Origin of the sequence: Paucilactobacillus wasatchensis (assembly GCF_000876205.1) — a bacterium.
GTDB classification, from domain to species: Bacteria; Bacillota; Bacilli; order Lactobacillales; family Lactobacillaceae; genus Paucilactobacillus; species Paucilactobacillus wasatchensis.
Window position 1 is genome coordinate 11,727 of record NZ_AWTT01000006.1, and the last position, 14,657, is coordinate 26,383.

Annotated in this window: 16 protein-coding genes and 1 pseudogene; 1 reads left to right on the forward strand and 16 read right to left on the reverse strand. The window is 40.0% G+C overall.

Annotated features, from left to right (window positions below):
- Positions 1-10: 10 nt before the first annotated feature.
- The 4 genes and pseudogenes from WDC_RS01930 to WDC_RS01945 all read right to left on the reverse strand — a co-directional run bounded on the left by WDC_RS01930 (position 11) and on the right by WDC_RS01945 (position 4,394).
- Positions 11-997: a D-2-hydroxyacid dehydrogenase gene (locus WDC_RS01930; RefSeq protein WP_044010133.1), complete on the reverse strand. Its 987-nt coding sequence runs from the start codon at positions 995-997 to the stop codon at positions 11-13.
- A 5-nt stretch (positions 998-1,002) separates the two neighbouring features.
- Positions 1,003-2,172, reverse strand: coding sequence for an aminotransferase class I/II-fold pyridoxal phosphate-dependent enzyme (locus WDC_RS01935; protein ID WP_044010134.1), 1,170 nt, complete (start codon positions 2,170-2,172; stop codon positions 1,003-1,005).
- A 73-nt stretch (positions 2,173-2,245) separates the two neighbouring features.
- Positions 2,246-3,733, reverse strand: a pseudogene (locus WDC_RS01940) (ABC transporter substrate-binding protein/permease).
- Positions 3,734-3,926: 193 nt separating this feature from the next.
- Positions 3,927-4,394 carry a universal stress protein gene (locus tag WDC_RS01945; RefSeq protein ID WP_044010135.1) on the reverse strand — a complete coding sequence of 156 codons (468 nt, stop codon included), beginning with the start codon at positions 4,392-4,394 and terminating at the stop codon, positions 3,927-3,929.
- 216 nt (positions 4,395-4,610) lie between these two features.
- Between WDC_RS01945 and WDC_RS01950 the strand changes: the two genes are divergently transcribed.
- Positions 4,611-5,603, forward strand: coding sequence for a 3-hydroxyacyl-CoA dehydrogenase (locus WDC_RS01950; RefSeq protein WP_044010136.1), 993 nt, complete (start codon positions 4,611-4,613; stop codon positions 5,601-5,603).
- Between the two features lie 87 nt (positions 5,604-5,690).
- Here the strand turns inward: WDC_RS01950 and WDC_RS01955 are convergent, their stop codons facing one another.
- The 12 genes from WDC_RS01955 to WDC_RS02010 form a co-directional block, all read right to left on the reverse strand.
- Positions 5,691-6,365, reverse strand: coding sequence for a B3/B4 domain-containing protein (locus tag WDC_RS01955; protein ID WP_044010137.1), 675 nt, complete (start codon positions 6,363-6,365; stop codon positions 5,691-5,693).
- Between the two features lie 39 nt (positions 6,366-6,404).
- Positions 6,405-6,893, reverse strand: coding sequence for a pyridoxamine 5'-phosphate oxidase family protein (locus WDC_RS01960; protein ID WP_044010138.1), 489 nt, complete (start codon positions 6,891-6,893; stop codon positions 6,405-6,407).
- A gap of 197 nt (positions 6,894-7,090) precedes the next feature.
- Complete coding sequence (locus WDC_RS01965; protein ID WP_044010139.1) at positions 7,091-7,744, reverse strand: amino acid ABC transporter permease; 654 nt, start codon at positions 7,742-7,744, stop codon at positions 7,091-7,093.
- A 13-nt stretch (positions 7,745-7,757) separates the two neighbouring features.
- Positions 7,758-8,396, reverse strand: a complete 639-nt coding sequence (locus tag WDC_RS01970; protein ID WP_044010140.1) for an amino acid ABC transporter permease — start codon at positions 8,394-8,396, stop codon at positions 7,758-7,760.
- Complete coding sequence (locus tag WDC_RS01975; RefSeq protein WP_044010141.1) at positions 8,393-9,232, reverse strand: transporter substrate-binding domain-containing protein; 840 nt, start codon at positions 9,230-9,232, stop codon at positions 8,393-8,395. The genes WDC_RS01970 and WDC_RS01975 overlap by 4 nt, the downstream gene beginning before the upstream one ends.
- Before the next feature lie 13 nt (positions 9,233-9,245).
- Positions 9,246-9,989, reverse strand: coding sequence for an amino acid ABC transporter ATP-binding protein (locus WDC_RS01980; RefSeq protein ID WP_044010142.1), 744 nt, complete (start codon positions 9,987-9,989; stop codon positions 9,246-9,248).
- A 335-nt stretch (positions 9,990-10,324) separates the two neighbouring features.
- Entirely contained in the window at positions 10,325-11,506 is a 1,182-nt protein-coding gene (locus tag WDC_RS01985) for an aminotransferase class I/II-fold pyridoxal phosphate-dependent enzyme (RefSeq protein WP_044010143.1), read from the reverse strand.
- A 109-nt stretch (positions 11,507-11,615) separates the two neighbouring features.
- Complete coding sequence (locus WDC_RS01990; protein ID WP_044010144.1) at positions 11,616-12,422, reverse strand: DUF6681 family protein; 807 nt, start codon at positions 12,420-12,422, stop codon at positions 11,616-11,618.
- 21 nt (positions 12,423-12,443) lie between these two features.
- Positions 12,444-12,830: a hypothetical protein gene (locus tag WDC_RS01995; RefSeq protein WP_044010145.1), complete on the reverse strand. Its 387-nt coding sequence runs from the start codon at positions 12,828-12,830 to the stop codon at positions 12,444-12,446.
- Positions 12,831-13,031: 201 nt separating this feature from the next.
- Positions 13,032-13,472 carry a Fur family transcriptional regulator gene (locus WDC_RS02000; RefSeq protein ID WP_044010146.1) on the reverse strand — a complete coding sequence of 147 codons (441 nt, stop codon included), beginning with the start codon at positions 13,470-13,472 and terminating at the stop codon, positions 13,032-13,034.
- Between the two features lie 60 nt (positions 13,473-13,532).
- Positions 13,533-14,102: a guanylate kinase gene (locus tag WDC_RS02005; protein ID WP_044010147.1), complete on the reverse strand. Its 570-nt coding sequence runs from the start codon at positions 14,100-14,102 to the stop codon at positions 13,533-13,535.
- Positions 14,103-14,120: 18 nt separating this feature from the next.
- Positions 14,121-14,534 carry a bis(5'-nucleosyl)-tetraphosphatase gene (locus WDC_RS02010; protein WP_044010148.1) on the reverse strand — a complete coding sequence of 138 codons (414 nt, stop codon included), beginning with the start codon at positions 14,532-14,534 and terminating at the stop codon, positions 14,121-14,123.
- Between the last annotated feature and the right edge of the window lie 123 nt (positions 14,535-14,657).

Below are 14,657 nucleotides of genomic sequence, written 5' to 3' on the forward strand. Positions count from 1 at the left end.
ACGAAAATGATTAATTTAATGCATGCAAACTCTTCTCACCATTCACAATTGCCACCACATCATTCAAGCCAATCTCAACGATATTCTTAATGGCGGTATTTGTGAAAAAAGCTGAGTGGGGCGTAATTAAAACATTCGGCATTGCTTTCAACACTTTGTAATCTGCCGGAACCTGTGCTGGCTTGACCTGATGTTCAAAAAATAAGTTTTCGTCAGCCAATGTATCCAGTGCCGCACCAGCAATTTCATGTTGCTGTAACGCATCAATTAGTGCATCCGTATCAACCAACCCACCACGAGCCATATTAATAAAATAGGCCGTTGATTTCATTTGATGGAGTGTTTGGGCATTAATCAAGTTAGTTGTTGCAGCCGTTAATGGCGTATGAATCGTAACAATGTCAGCCTGGCTTAATAAAGTATCTAAGTCGACATATTCTAAATAAGGCGTCAATTCCACATTATATACCGGATCTGTGGCAATCACCTTTGCCCCCAATGCGGTATAAATTTGCGCCGATGCACCGCCAATGTGACCAGCCCCAATTACTCCCACTGTCAAATCATGAATTTCGCGACTAATCATGTTATTCCAGGTAAAATCACCATTGGCCATTCGTTGGTCAAAATATCCTAATTGGCGAATCAACCGCATTGCTTGGGTCACCCCTAATTCTGCAATCGCTCTGGGCGAATATGCCGGAATGTTGGTCACGGTCAAACCATTCTCCGTTGCCAATTTCAAATCTAGCATTTCATAGCCCACCATTCGCGCGGTAATTTGCTTAATACCGTACGATGCTAATTTTTGATAGATGACCGGATCCTTAGTTGGAATTGTTTGCTGAATATCAATACCGTCATAACCCCGTGCCAATTCAACTGTGGCTGCGGTTAAATCCGCAGTCACTTGTGTGATCTCATGGCCATTTTTTTGCGCCCATGCCTCAATATATGGCTTTTCTTCTGCCAATACACTGTACATAATGATTTTCATTCTTGTTACTCCTTTGACAATTTGGTTACATCTAACTCCCGCAGTCGTTGAAACGCTAATTTTAGTGTCTCTAACGGCTGAGTAGCGGCGATCCGAATAAATCCTTCACCTGCTTGTCCAAATGCCAGCCCCGGTACCACAATTATACCTGCTTGTTGTAATAATTGCTCCGCAAACTCAACTGAACCAAGACCGGTTTTACGAATATCAACAAACGCATAAATTCCACCCTCAATTGGCGCAACTGACAACCAATCAGTTACAGCAATCTGGTCATTAATATATGTCAATCGTTCAGCAAATGCCTGGGCAAATGAAGGAATAAATTCATCTGCGTGCGTAATGGCAAAAAGTGCGACATTTTGCGATGGTGTCGGTGCCGAATAGGTGATGCCTTCATTAACCAGCTTGGCGGCTGTTACCAAATATTCTGGTCCAAGTAAATAACCGATCCGCCAGCCAGTCATCGCATAGCTTTTCGACATGCTACCCAACGTTACAGTATTTTCAGGTGCAAAAGTCGCAAATGGAATAAATTTTTGTCCGGGCATGAGATAGTCAGAGTAAACCTCATCAGCTAACACAAAAATATGATGTTGTTTAGCAATCTCAGCTAATTGCTTGGCTTCACTATTACTCATGACATTGCCCGTTGGATTATTGGGTGAATTAATGATCACTGCTTTCGTATGAGACGTGATCAGTTTTTCAACTGCTTTCGGATCAATTGCAAAGCCGTTTTCAGCTGAATTAGCCAAAATCACAGGCACCCCACCAGCAGCCTTCACTTCTTCTGGATATGGTGAGAAACTAGGCTGTGGCACGATCACTTCATCACCAGGATTAAGCAACACGGCCAACGCCAAAAATAATGCATGGGAAGCACCCACTGTTACCCTAATTTGCGGCATCGTAAAAACTAAATTAAATTTGGTTTGATAATAATCCCCGATTGCTTGGCGTAGTTCAGGGAGACCATTGGCTTCGGTATAATGAGTCATCCCCTGCTTAGTTTTAGCAAATGATGCTTCAATAATGGCTTGCGGTGTCGTAAAGTCAGGATCACCGATTGACAAATCAATGGCATTTTTAGTGGTCGCCGCCAACGTGCCAATATCGGCCAAAATGTTTGGTTCTGGATGCTGGTATCGCTTAGTTAAATATGAACTATCCAATTGAAAAAGCCTCCTCAAATGTAACAGTGAAAGGGACTGCATCAATCAATGCGTCCCGACACTCCAAAAATATCTAAATAATATTCGATTGACTGCTTAAATTGTATCGTTTTTCGACTAGACTTAAGATTCGTGATAAGCCAAAGGTAAGCACAAAGTAAATTAATGAAGCAAATACTAACGGAATAAACGGCTTGAAACTGGCACCTTGAATCACACCAGTTTGGAACATCAATTCACCAACACCAACCACCGAAACAATCGACGATTCCTTAATCACTGCGATGAATTCATTCCCTAACGCTGGTAGGATATTCTTAAATGCCTGTGGTAACACAACATGCCGCATGGCTAGCGCTGAATTTAAGCCCAGCGAACGGGCCGCTTCATTTTGCCCACTATCAACTGAATTTAAACCACCACGAATTATTTCGGCCACATATGCGCCACTGTTTAATCCCATCGCAAGCGCACTGGAAACAAACGCTGATACATGCAAACCAATAACTTGTGTTCCGAAGAAAACAATGAAAACTTGAACTAGCAAAGGCGTGCCTCGCGTGTATTCAATGTAAATAACACTAAGCCACTTTAAAATTTTAACCTTACCACGACGCAGCAATGCTAGTACTGTCCCCAACATTGTTCCAATCACAACGCCGATAAATGCCAGGGCAACTGTGAACTAAGCCCCCTTAACATAGTAACTGCCGTACTCCTTGAAAAAACTTTGTTTAGAAAACATTAACTTATTAGCCGCTTTTTGGTATTTCGGCATTAATTTTTGCGATTTGATTTCATCAATTGATTGATTTACTTTGGCCGTCAATGCCGGTGAATCTTTTGGCAAAGCAACAGCCGTATTTTTGATGGAATTAGTGAATCCTGGATTAATGAGGGTTAAACTCTTATTTTGATCTACGTACGCCTGCCCCACTGGTCCTTCAGCAACAATCGCATCGATTTTCTTGTTTTCTAACTGCAACACTAAATCGGTAAATTTAGCTAATGAAGTTACTTTAGAACCCGTTAGCTGCGTCTGGGCTAATTCTTCTTGTGTTGTTTGTTTTTGCGCTCCCACGCTAACATTATTAAAATCCATTGTTGTCTTGTACTTATCAACGTCTGATTTCCGGATCAGAATTTTTTGCTTGGCGGCTAAATACGTATGCGAAAAAGTTACCTCTTTAGCCCGTTCCGGCGTTTTAGACATGCCCGAAATGATCATATCAATTTTTCCAGTTTTCAATGCGCCAAGTAAACTATCAAATTGCATTTCATCAATCCTCAGTTTGACCCCTAAATCCTTAGCAATTTTTTTGGCAACATCGATATCGAACCCGACAATTTTATCTTTTCCTTTAATCGTCTTATGGAACTCATATGGTGGATAATCCGCGGATAGTCCCACCGTGATGTACCCCTTTTTCTTGATGCTTTGTAAGTACTGGTCTGTTTGTGCTGCTTGCACATTTTGCTGTGGCACCAATAATGATAAACTACCGACTAAAATCGTCACTACTAAAATAATGGCTAACCACAAATGGATTGTCTTTTTCATCTTGCTCCTCCTCACCCAATTTTTAATTGATGGATTGACTTTACACTAAAATTAATATTTATGCAAGATTTTTCTTCTTATATTCACAATTTAGCCTATTATTCATCAGATAATGTATATTATTAGCTGATTTTGCAACAAAAAAACTGCCTTATTTTAACGTAAGGCAGTTTCAAATTAAAGCAGCACTTGTTTATTTGTTATCAGCAGGGTCTTTGACAATCACAACATCACATTTTGCATTTTGAACCACATAATTAGTATTTGACCCAATTAACACTCGCTCTAATCGATTCAAACCAGTGGCTCCTAGTACAATTAAATCAACATTTTCTTTTTTTGGTAATTCTTCGGCCAACTCTGTTTTAGAATCGCCATAATAAATCTTGGCGTCTACTGGAATCCCAGCTTGTTTAACTTCATCGGTACACTTTTCTAAAAAGTCCCGAATTTGTTGACGTGAGTCATCCAACATCACCGGATCCATCCGGTAAGTTGCACTAGCACCACCAGCTAATGCCACGAACTTGGCATCATTTTGAACAGTGACCAATAAGATATTGGCATCTGCCAGTTTAGCTAACTGAATCGCCCGTTCTAATGCCAGTTTCGATTGTTCTGAACCATCAATTCCGACCATGATTTTTTGATACTTTTCCATTTTGTTGGCCTCCTTTGTCAAAGACAAGTCTAAGAGTAACTAAAACTATTTTCTAATACAAGTCTACCAACATTTTTTATTTTTGACCAGCAATAACCTATGTCTTCAAAAAAACTTCTAATTTGGCCGCAGTTTCAAAACTAATTATTTGCTTTCTATCAGCGAAATGAATACGCTTACATTGGAAAGTTGCACTGTCAGAAAGGAATGATCGTAATGGATTTCAAACATGTTACTATTGTCGGAAGCGGTGTGTTAGGCGCACAAATTGCGTTTCAAATTGCATTCAAGGGCTTCAGAGTCACCGTTTATGACATCAATGATGAAGTTTTAGTCAATGCCAAGGTTAAAATGGCTAATTTGGAAACGACCTATAAGGAGGAAGTTGCTAAAGCGGAAAGCAGTTTTGAAAAATCAACTTCCGACCTATCTTACAATACGAACTTGTTACCTGGTTTGAATCAAAAAGTTACTGATGCGATTAATCAATCAAAACATTCTGTTTCATCTACATTAGCCCGTATTAATTACACAAGCGATCTTAAGGCAGCTGTGGCAGACACTGATTTAGTCATTGAAGCCATTCCTGAAGTGGCTGAAATCAAGCATAAATTTTACAAACAGTTAGCTCCTCTAGCGCCAGCCAAAACGATTTTTGCGACTAATTCATCAACCCTGATTCCAAGTATGTTTGCTGCAGATACAGGGCGACCAGATCGATTTTTAGCACTCCACTTTGCCAATGAAATTTGGAAAAATAACACTGCTGAAATCATGGGGCACGCCGAAACCGATCCAGCCATTTTTCAGCAAGTGATTGAATTTGCTAAGGCAATTGGCATGGTGCCAATTCCAGTACAAAAGGAACAATCTGGCTATATTTTAAATTCAATTTTAGTACCCTTCCTAGATGCAGCTGAGATGCTGTACCTAGAAGGTATTGGTGAGCCAGAGATGATCGATAAAACTTGGATGCTGGCTACTGGTGCTCCCCAAGGACCATTCGGCATTCTGGACGTTGTCGGCATTACAACTGCATTTAACATTATTGAAAACTACGCAGCCACAACGGGTAATCATCAATATGATCAGTTAGCGAACTTATTGAAAACTAACTTTATTGACCAAGGTAAGCTTGGCGTCAGCTCAGGTGAAGGTTTTTACCATTATCCAAACCCTAAATACGCTCAACCTGGTTTCTTGGAATAACAATCTCAGTTACAAAAAAGGATCATCTGAAAAATTGTGCTAAGCCATGTCAAATTGATAGGGCCTAGCACAAATCAGAGATCCTTTTTATTTTTTGAATGTGGAGCTAGTTGTTTCCACTCCAAACCGGTCATTAATCAATTGCTGTAATTCTTCAATTGCTTCTTTTGCCCGTTTAGATTGCTCGGCATTAATCGATTCAATTATCAACACTGCATTTGTGGTGTTTTCTGTCAGCATTGTTCGTTGTGCTTCACGCCAATTAAAGCAGCGACAAATTGCGCCAGTTTGATCATAATAAATGACCTCACCAGTCAAAGCGGGCGCGTCTTCTTCTGCACCCAGTGGCAAAAATTGTTCGCCGCCCTTAGCAACCCCTAAGTGCAGCTCTCCGTCCATTGCATTTAAATCCTCACCACCACAAGGTACACCATGCTTTAATGACATACTGTTATAAATATCAACTAATGGATTGATGGTGCCGAGTTCTTTTCCTTGGCTTACTCGTTTTAATAATGCTTCAATCGATGACCGGGCACCCTTTTTCGTTTTAAATTTCGTGAATGCCTCGCGCCATTGGGCAACCACTGGGTTTTCGCGAAATGGCTCGGTTTGAATATATTGTTGTGCTTCTTTTTCGGCTGCGCTCAACAACTGTTCATAAAAAGCAGTATCTTCATCGTTATTGTTAAGTCTCTTGGCAACTAGCGAGTAAATAGTTGCGTCTGGAAATAATTCCCAAAATTCATTATCAATAATCATTAATTTAACCTCCAGTCAAAATCTGAGCAAATAATCCAATTATTTAAATTCATTGTGTTCCTTGGCTGTATAGTTGAGCACATCGATCCTAATCACACCGACATATTCAAGGTCATGTTCTTTAATATTATCCCATGTGTGACCAGTTTCATGTACTAGCAATAGTTCCAACGCATGTTTTTTGGTGGCCCGATCATCGACCAACACAGCCTTACCTGTGCCAATAATACTGCGATAGGCAAATGAGTGGTCGCCCGGATCATCAGTTTTAGGTAACATCAAGCGCCCGCCGTTGTCAATTTGAAAACCAACATTGCCATTTTGACTAACTAAATCACGTTTTTTACCCTCAGGCGCGCCATGTAAATAAATAGTCAAACGATGCTGCTCATCAAACTCGTAACCATAATTTGTTGGCACAACATATGGAAAATCGCCGTCCATAATTGCTGTATGAATCACTTTAGATTCGCTCAAAATATTTTCAATCTCTTTAAAATCCGTTACTTCTCTGTCCTGGCGTCTCATTGGTAAGATCTCCTTTTACCTCAACTTAGCGCATCTGTGACCAAATTTCAATCAAAAATTTTGCTTAGCTACGTAAAGGGAACGATACCCAATTCGTATCATTCCCTTTACTAGGCTGCCATTAGAAATTACTGCTTTAGCAGTTAGTTCTTTGGACAGCGTAGTATGCTCAGAATCTATGCACTTTTTTTATCACTCTATGCTAATCTTCGTTCCAAATAGCGTGATAGCAGTGACAATGCGTAACAAACCACAAAATACAAAACTGCTAATGCAATGAACATCGGAATGATGTAATTTGAATTCTGTCCGTAAATGATCTGAGCATGGTACATCATTTCTGGCAAAACAATAATCGTTGCCAACGAAGTATCCTTAACTAACGAAATGAATTGACTGACTAGTGCTGGAATCATATTCTTCATTGCTTGTGGCAACAAAATGATTCTCAAGGCCTGCCAATAGGTAATCCCATTTGATTTGGCACCCTCCATTTGACCTGGGTCAATCGCCACAATTCCTGAACGAACAATTTCAGCGATCATCATGGATTCAAACACAGTCATTGCCAAAATTGCTGCCTCAATAATTGCTGGTTTAAACCCTAAGTTTGGCAATCCAAAATACGTAAAGAAAATAATTAATAGTAGTGGTAGGTTCCGAATTAAATCAATCACAAATCCGACAACTGCCGACACATACTTAATCTCAGAGTACCGAATAACTCCTAAAATCGTCCCAATTATATAACTGAATATAATTGATGCGACTGACACTTCCACCGTAATCCACAGTCCCTGAAGCAGGTAGCGGATATTAATCCATGAATATGCATCAATAAAATTTTGCATTTCCCGCCACCTCCTAGGCTAGTTTCTTTTCCAAGTGCCGCATGTAATAGCTTAACGGCATTGTGATAATTAGATATAAAACACCAACCGCAAAAAACGTCGACATTGTTTGCAGTGTGTCGTTTGCCACCATATTGCCTTCATACATTAAATCAAAGCCAGCCACGAAAGCTAACACTGATGAATTCTTCACTAAGTTAATAAATTGGTTCCCTAACGGTGGAATTACAATCTTAAACGCTTGGGGCAAAATAATATAGCGCATTGATTGCCAAAAGCTTAAGCCATTTGATTGAGCGCCTTCCATTTGTCCCTCGTCAACAGACTGAATTCCTGCTCGCACAGTCTCAGCAATGAAAGCAGACGTATAAATAGTTAATCCAATCGTCCCGGCTGTAAAGCCATTCACCTTAACCACGTACAATGGCAGCACGACAAAGAAAAACATCGTGATAACCAGTAATGGGATATTACGAAAAACCTCGACATACACATTACCAATGATTCGCATGGCCTTGTTTGGCATAATTTCAAAGATCGCAAACAATGAACCGATGATTAAGCTGAAAAATAATGCAATGATGCTGCATAACAGCGTTTGTCCCAGACCATATAACAATGATGGCCATTGCGTCGCAAAAATATGAATCATGAGCGCTTCATCTCCTCATAGTTAAATCCTTTGACGTTACCAAACCATTTCTTCAAGATCTTGTTGTACGTACCGTCTTTTTCGACTGCCCGCAACGCTTTGTTCAATCGATTCTTAAATTTAGTTTGCCCTTGATCAACTGCAATTCCGTAAGGTTCCTTAGTAAATGAGCCCCCAACGACCACATAACCTGGGTTTTCAACGGACATCCCAAATAAAATTCCATTATCAGTGGTTAGTGCCTGACCCTGGCCAGATTTAAGCGCCGTCAATGCCTGGGCATAATCAGATAGTTGCAGCACCTTTGCTTTGGGGGCATAAGTGCCGATATTTTGAACTGAATTTGAACCAGTAACACCTAAAACAACGGCGCCTTTTTTATTCAAATCCTTAACGCTGTGAATTGGGCTGCCCTTTTTAACTAAAATAGCCTGTCCAGCATTGAAATACGACTTCGTGAAGTCGACTTGCTTTTCGCGCTCTGGGGTAATGGTCATTGTGGCGATAATTGCATCAATATTGCCATTACGTAATAACGGTACCCGAGTTTGACTAGTAACTGGCACAAAGACAGCTTTGCCATCCTTGCCAAGAATTTCCTTGGTCAGTGCTTTGGCCATATCAATTTCAAAGCCTTGGACTTTACTATTTTTAATATCCATCAAACCAAACAATTTGGTATCTGCCTTAACACCCCATGTGATCGTATTACTTTTAATATCATTTTGTAATACATTTTGATCCGACAAGGCTGATTTCGTGCCACAAGACGACATCGTTACCAACAACAATGTCAGGGCAGTCAACATACCAATGAAACGCCATTTTCTTTTCATGGCTGTCCCTCCCTTACTTGTGCACAATAATTTTGCTTAAGAATTGACGAGCACGTTCATTAGTTGGTTCACCATCAAAGAATTGTTCTTTACTGTCGTCTTCAAGAATTTTACCATCTGCCATGAAAATAACTCGGTCACCCACTTCACGAGCAAAGCCCATTTCATGCGTCACCACCAACATTGTCATACTTGAATCACGAGCAATGTCTTTCATAACATTTAACACATCATCAATCATTTCAGGGTCCAATGCTGAGGTTGGTTCATCAAATAACAGGCACTTGGGCTTCATGGCCAAGCTACGTGCAATCGCAATTCGTTGTTGTTGACCACCAGATAATTGGCGTGGATAACTATCGGCTTTACTTTCCAAGCCCACTTTTTTCAACAAACTCATTGCTAGTTCTCTATTTTCTTTATCACCGCGCTTCAACACAATTTTAGGGGCTAACATAATGTTTTGTAGCACAGTTTTATTCGCATATAAATTAAAATGTTGAAATACCATTCCAACATTCTTACGAATTTTGTTTGGATCTGTTTTTTTATCAGCTAAATCATAACCATTGACAATTAATTTACCTTGTTGAATTGGTTCCAACCCATTAATTGTTCGGATTAACGTGCTTTTTCCCGAACCTGAAGGTCCAATTAACACAACAGTTTCGCCAGCCTCAACGGTCAAATTGATGTCCTTTAGCGCTTGAAAATCACCATAATATTTTTGAACATCATGAAACTCGATCATTGACATACAAATCCCCTCCACTCTTCCATCTTAGTTACTTAATCAAGTTAAAATTCACATTTCAATTTAATAAAGATTAGAATAAATTTTAAACCAAATTAACGATAAGGTCAAAATTTAATCATACGAATAGCGCACTTTTACACACATTCTTTCGATTATTAAGCAATTAACCCCAGAAACAATTGAATAGTTTGTGGTTTGATAACCAAATCAGCATTTAACCAGTTAAGCATAGCTTAGCAGTAAACTCGTTTTTATCATTAATAACAAAAAAATACCGGTACCCTGTTTTAAAATTAAAACCAGCGCACCGGTATGTGAGACTTGATTGCCACCAATTAACCGCGAGTAGCTACATTTTCTTTAATTCGCTTCATTGCCTCTTTTAAATTATCCATCGAAGCAGCATAGCTAATTCTGACATACCCCTCACCGCCGGGACCGAATGAACTACCGGCAACCAACGCCACTTTATTTGTATAAGCTAAGTCATGACAAAATGACTTGTCGTCAACATTCCAACTGGCAGGAATCTTCGCAAATAGATAGAATGCTCCTTCCGGTTGGTGGGCCGAAAAGCCCATTTCAGTCATTTTTTCATAAACAAACTGAGCCCGTTGCTGGTATTCCTTCTTCATCTCAGGACCATCTTCAAAGCCATTTTCAAAAGCTTCTTGTGCGGCATCCTGGGCCACCCGTGTAGCAGTGGTTACAGAATATTGATGAATCTTGGCCAACTGATTAACAATTGGAGCGGGGGCACACAAAACACCAATCCGCCAACCAGTCATCGCATGTGATTTAGACACACCATTGATCAGCAAAGTTTGGTCTGGTAGGTACTCAGCGATTGAAACATGCTTGTCACCATAAGTTAGTTCACTGTAGATTTCGTCAGCAATGACAAAAATATCATATTTTTTTAACACAGCTGCAATTGCAGCTACATCTTCACGACGATAGGTCATTCCAGTTGGGTTAGAAGGAAAGTTAAGGACAACCGCCTTAACAGAATCGCCGTTTTCCTTGATCGCTTGTTCCAATTTTTCTGGCGTCAAAACAAAGTGGTTGTCAGATGTATCTAAAAAGACCGGTTCTGCGCCGTTAACTTTTGTAATTGGAATATACATGGGCCAAATTGGGGTTGGAATAATCACTTTATCGCCACGATTGACAACTGAACTGACCGCAGTCCAGATCGCTTCGGTAGCACCAACAGTGACAATAACGTTATCGGCAGTATAGTTTAATTGATATTTTTTATCTAAAAAATTGGCAACCGCACTTCGAAGCCCTGGTGTTCCGTTTGATGGCGCATAATGCGTATGATTTTCTTTAATACTTTCGATTGCAGCATTTTTGACATGCTCTGGTGTATTAAAATCTGGTTCACCAAGTGTTAATTTGATAATTCCTGGAATTTTAGAAACTTCCTGATCAAACGATCGAATATCAGATGGTGTCACCTGACTCAAATCGTCACGCATTCGATCAATTAAACGTTGTACCCGTTCTGCCATGTTATTACCCCCGCTTAGATTAGAATTTGATTAAAATATAATGACAATCATAGCAATTTATTTCACAAGAGTCAAAATAAATTCAGGATTACTTGGCAGTGAACCTAAATTACGCCTTATTTTTATAAGCAACCTTGACATTTAGTCCATAGGCCTTGTCACGTACAATCGTCGTTTGACTCCGGCCCGCAATCTTCTCAGGACCATCCGTAATAAAGACATTGGCCAAAAATAACTGATAATTTTGCCGGGCCGTCACGACTTCTGTTAAGCCCACACTGGTTAAATGTCCCACTGCTAATCGTTCCATCTGGTTAACCCCAATATAGACTTCTAGCCGGGAGCCGGTTGGCACGAGCTCAAAATATGGCACTGTTTGGTCCGGTCGCAGCGCTGGCACAGAGCGATGTTCTTGCCGGTTGTAATCAATAATTTCACGTTCACTCATCTGATCGTAATCAGTCACCAATAAATTTTGCTCAATCAACTGTCTGACGACTCGATTTAAATTGGTTTGTTCGTGCACGTTTAATTCAACGTTAGCTGGCAAAATCTGGTCATTAGTAAACAGTCCATTTGCTGGAATAGTTGGTGTGGCGGTTCGTCTCTTCTTTTCTTCTTCTCCAACCCGACGACCGCCAAGTAATTTTTCAATCTTAGGTGATGGGTCCCACTTGGTCGTCTTATTAGTGAAATAGTAAATTACGTTCATCGCAATTGCGTACATGATTACCAAAAATGCCAATGAAAATAAGATCCCACGGAACCATGCGTGATTAATCAAAAGGCGAACCGCAACATACAATAAATACCAGTTACCGACAAAGCCAACCGCTGTATACAGTTGATTTTTTAATTTTAAATTCACATTAAAGTAGCCCAGTGAATGGTTAATCATATCTAAAAAGCTAAGCATAATGCCACTCCTTTCCTAACATTATTCTGCAGATTCGTCCGTTGTCGTAGCAGCACTAGATGAAGACTGGCTAGAAACGGAACTGCTGGAACTTGAATTAGCAACCGAACTCGAGCTAGCTGCACTTGTATCATCACTATCATCAGTTGTCGTGCTTTCGGCACTCGAGGTCTCAGTACTACTGATACTAGATGATGTATCATCTTTTCCCGACGACTCTTTGCTGGATTCACTTGAACTCGACACAGAGCTTGTTTCCGTGGTGGAACTGCTAGTCGAACTAGTCGTCACTGCAGCTCCTTCATTTGTATTAGTTGCCTTATTAACCACCACGTTCGTCGCACTCAAAGCTAGCACTAACGATACAATCGCAAATGGTGTAATAAATGGTGGGGTTCGATAAGCCATATTAGATTCTCCTTTACTAAAAACTCGTTTCGGGATTTAAGAGAAACTCCCGTACTTTTCTTTACTATTTTAAACCAAACTGATGTAGTTTTGCTTGAAAGTAATATTAAGGATTAGATAAGATCGTCAATTAATTCACGTGCGCAATAAAAAAGACAACCACCGGTAAATCAAATTGCCGATCATTGCCCAACTATTACATTAACTCGCATTCTTCTGACACTGAGCGCACAAACCAACTAGTTCAAACCGGTGCCCCGTGATTTTCGCTCCCGGTAATTGGCGTTCAAAAAAGCTCATATCAATCGGGCACATTTCAATTTCAGTGACCCGCCCGCAATTTTGACAGACAAAATGGTGATGGTGTTGGTTAGCATAGTCACACTGATATTTGACCTGCATTTGGTCATTTTTAACGTGGGTTTCAACAATGCCAATTTCTTCAAATTCCTTCAAATTACGATAGATTGTATTGTGGCTCACGCCAGGATATAGTTGCCGCAAATATGAATCAACCGCGGTGACATCCGTATAGTGGTCTTTGTGTTGCGCTAGATATTCAACCAACGACTTACGCTGTTTTGTTACCTTGTAGTGACTCGACTGTAGAATAGTCAATGCTTGCGTCATATCAACATTCATAAAAACGGCCTCATTTTCCTAAATAATAATGGTTACAGTTTACCATAATTTGCTAGGAAACTAAACTGATCGCGTTTCAGCTTGAATACTTGCTACCAGCCGATCCAATTCACCTTGTGTTTGTTGCCAATCGTCATTGACGATTAAATGCGCGGTTTTGGTCAAACTGGGCGGCAAACGTAAATCTCGCTGATACTCGGCACTTGAAATACGTTGCTTGAGCGGCTTAGTCTGGTCACCACGCTCAGTCAGGCGTGATACCAATGCTTGTGGGTGGCTGACGGTTAGAAAAATAATGACTGCCTGAGCACCTAATTGTTCATGGTAAGTTTGTGCACCTTTGGTATCTAACACAATTGAAATTAATGGATTTTTTCCCCAGGCCTGGTCCAGTGCTTCATAAGAAGATCCATATTGATGATGATCATAATCCACCCGTTCCAGCAAATGAAGTTTGGCCATCGAAGCATCAGTTTCAAAGTGATAATCAACATTATCAATTTCACCAGGTCGTGGTGCCCGGGTGGTATGGGTAATTACCTGAGGCATCCCATATTTTTTTGCCAAATAACTACTAACAGTTGTTTTTCCTGAACCGGTTGCGCCGGTAATTACTAATACTCGCTTCATCAATTCCAATCCCATCTTTTAATTTTGCAAATATTGATTTGCCTGATCCAATAATTCCTTTAAATTATCATAGGTTAATCGAGTCCTAGCTGCATCATAGTTGAACCACGCAGCATTTTTAATTTCGGCGGCTTGTAAACTGATGACCTGTTGTGCGGTTACCTCTGCAGTATAGAGCGTCATTTGTTTGTGATTGCCATTTGGTAAATCGTATTCAGTTGCCACTTTAAAATCAGTATTGATTAGTAAATCTAATTGCGTTTCTTCCATTATTTCTCGCCGAGCTGTTTGCGATAATGTTTCACCACTTTCGACATGGCCTTTAGGAAAACCCCAAAAATTACCTCGATTAGTACTTTGGAGGAGTAAATACTGGATACCTGCTGTATTTTTTTGATAAACAATTGCACCACTAGTAATTTCTAATGCCATTTTTTGCTCCTTATTTAATAATTATCATTGTTTTTTAATCTAATTAACAACTTGTTAAATCTTATTAACACTCACTCAAACTATATTTCATCTATCAAAAATTATCAATAACAGTTATAATTT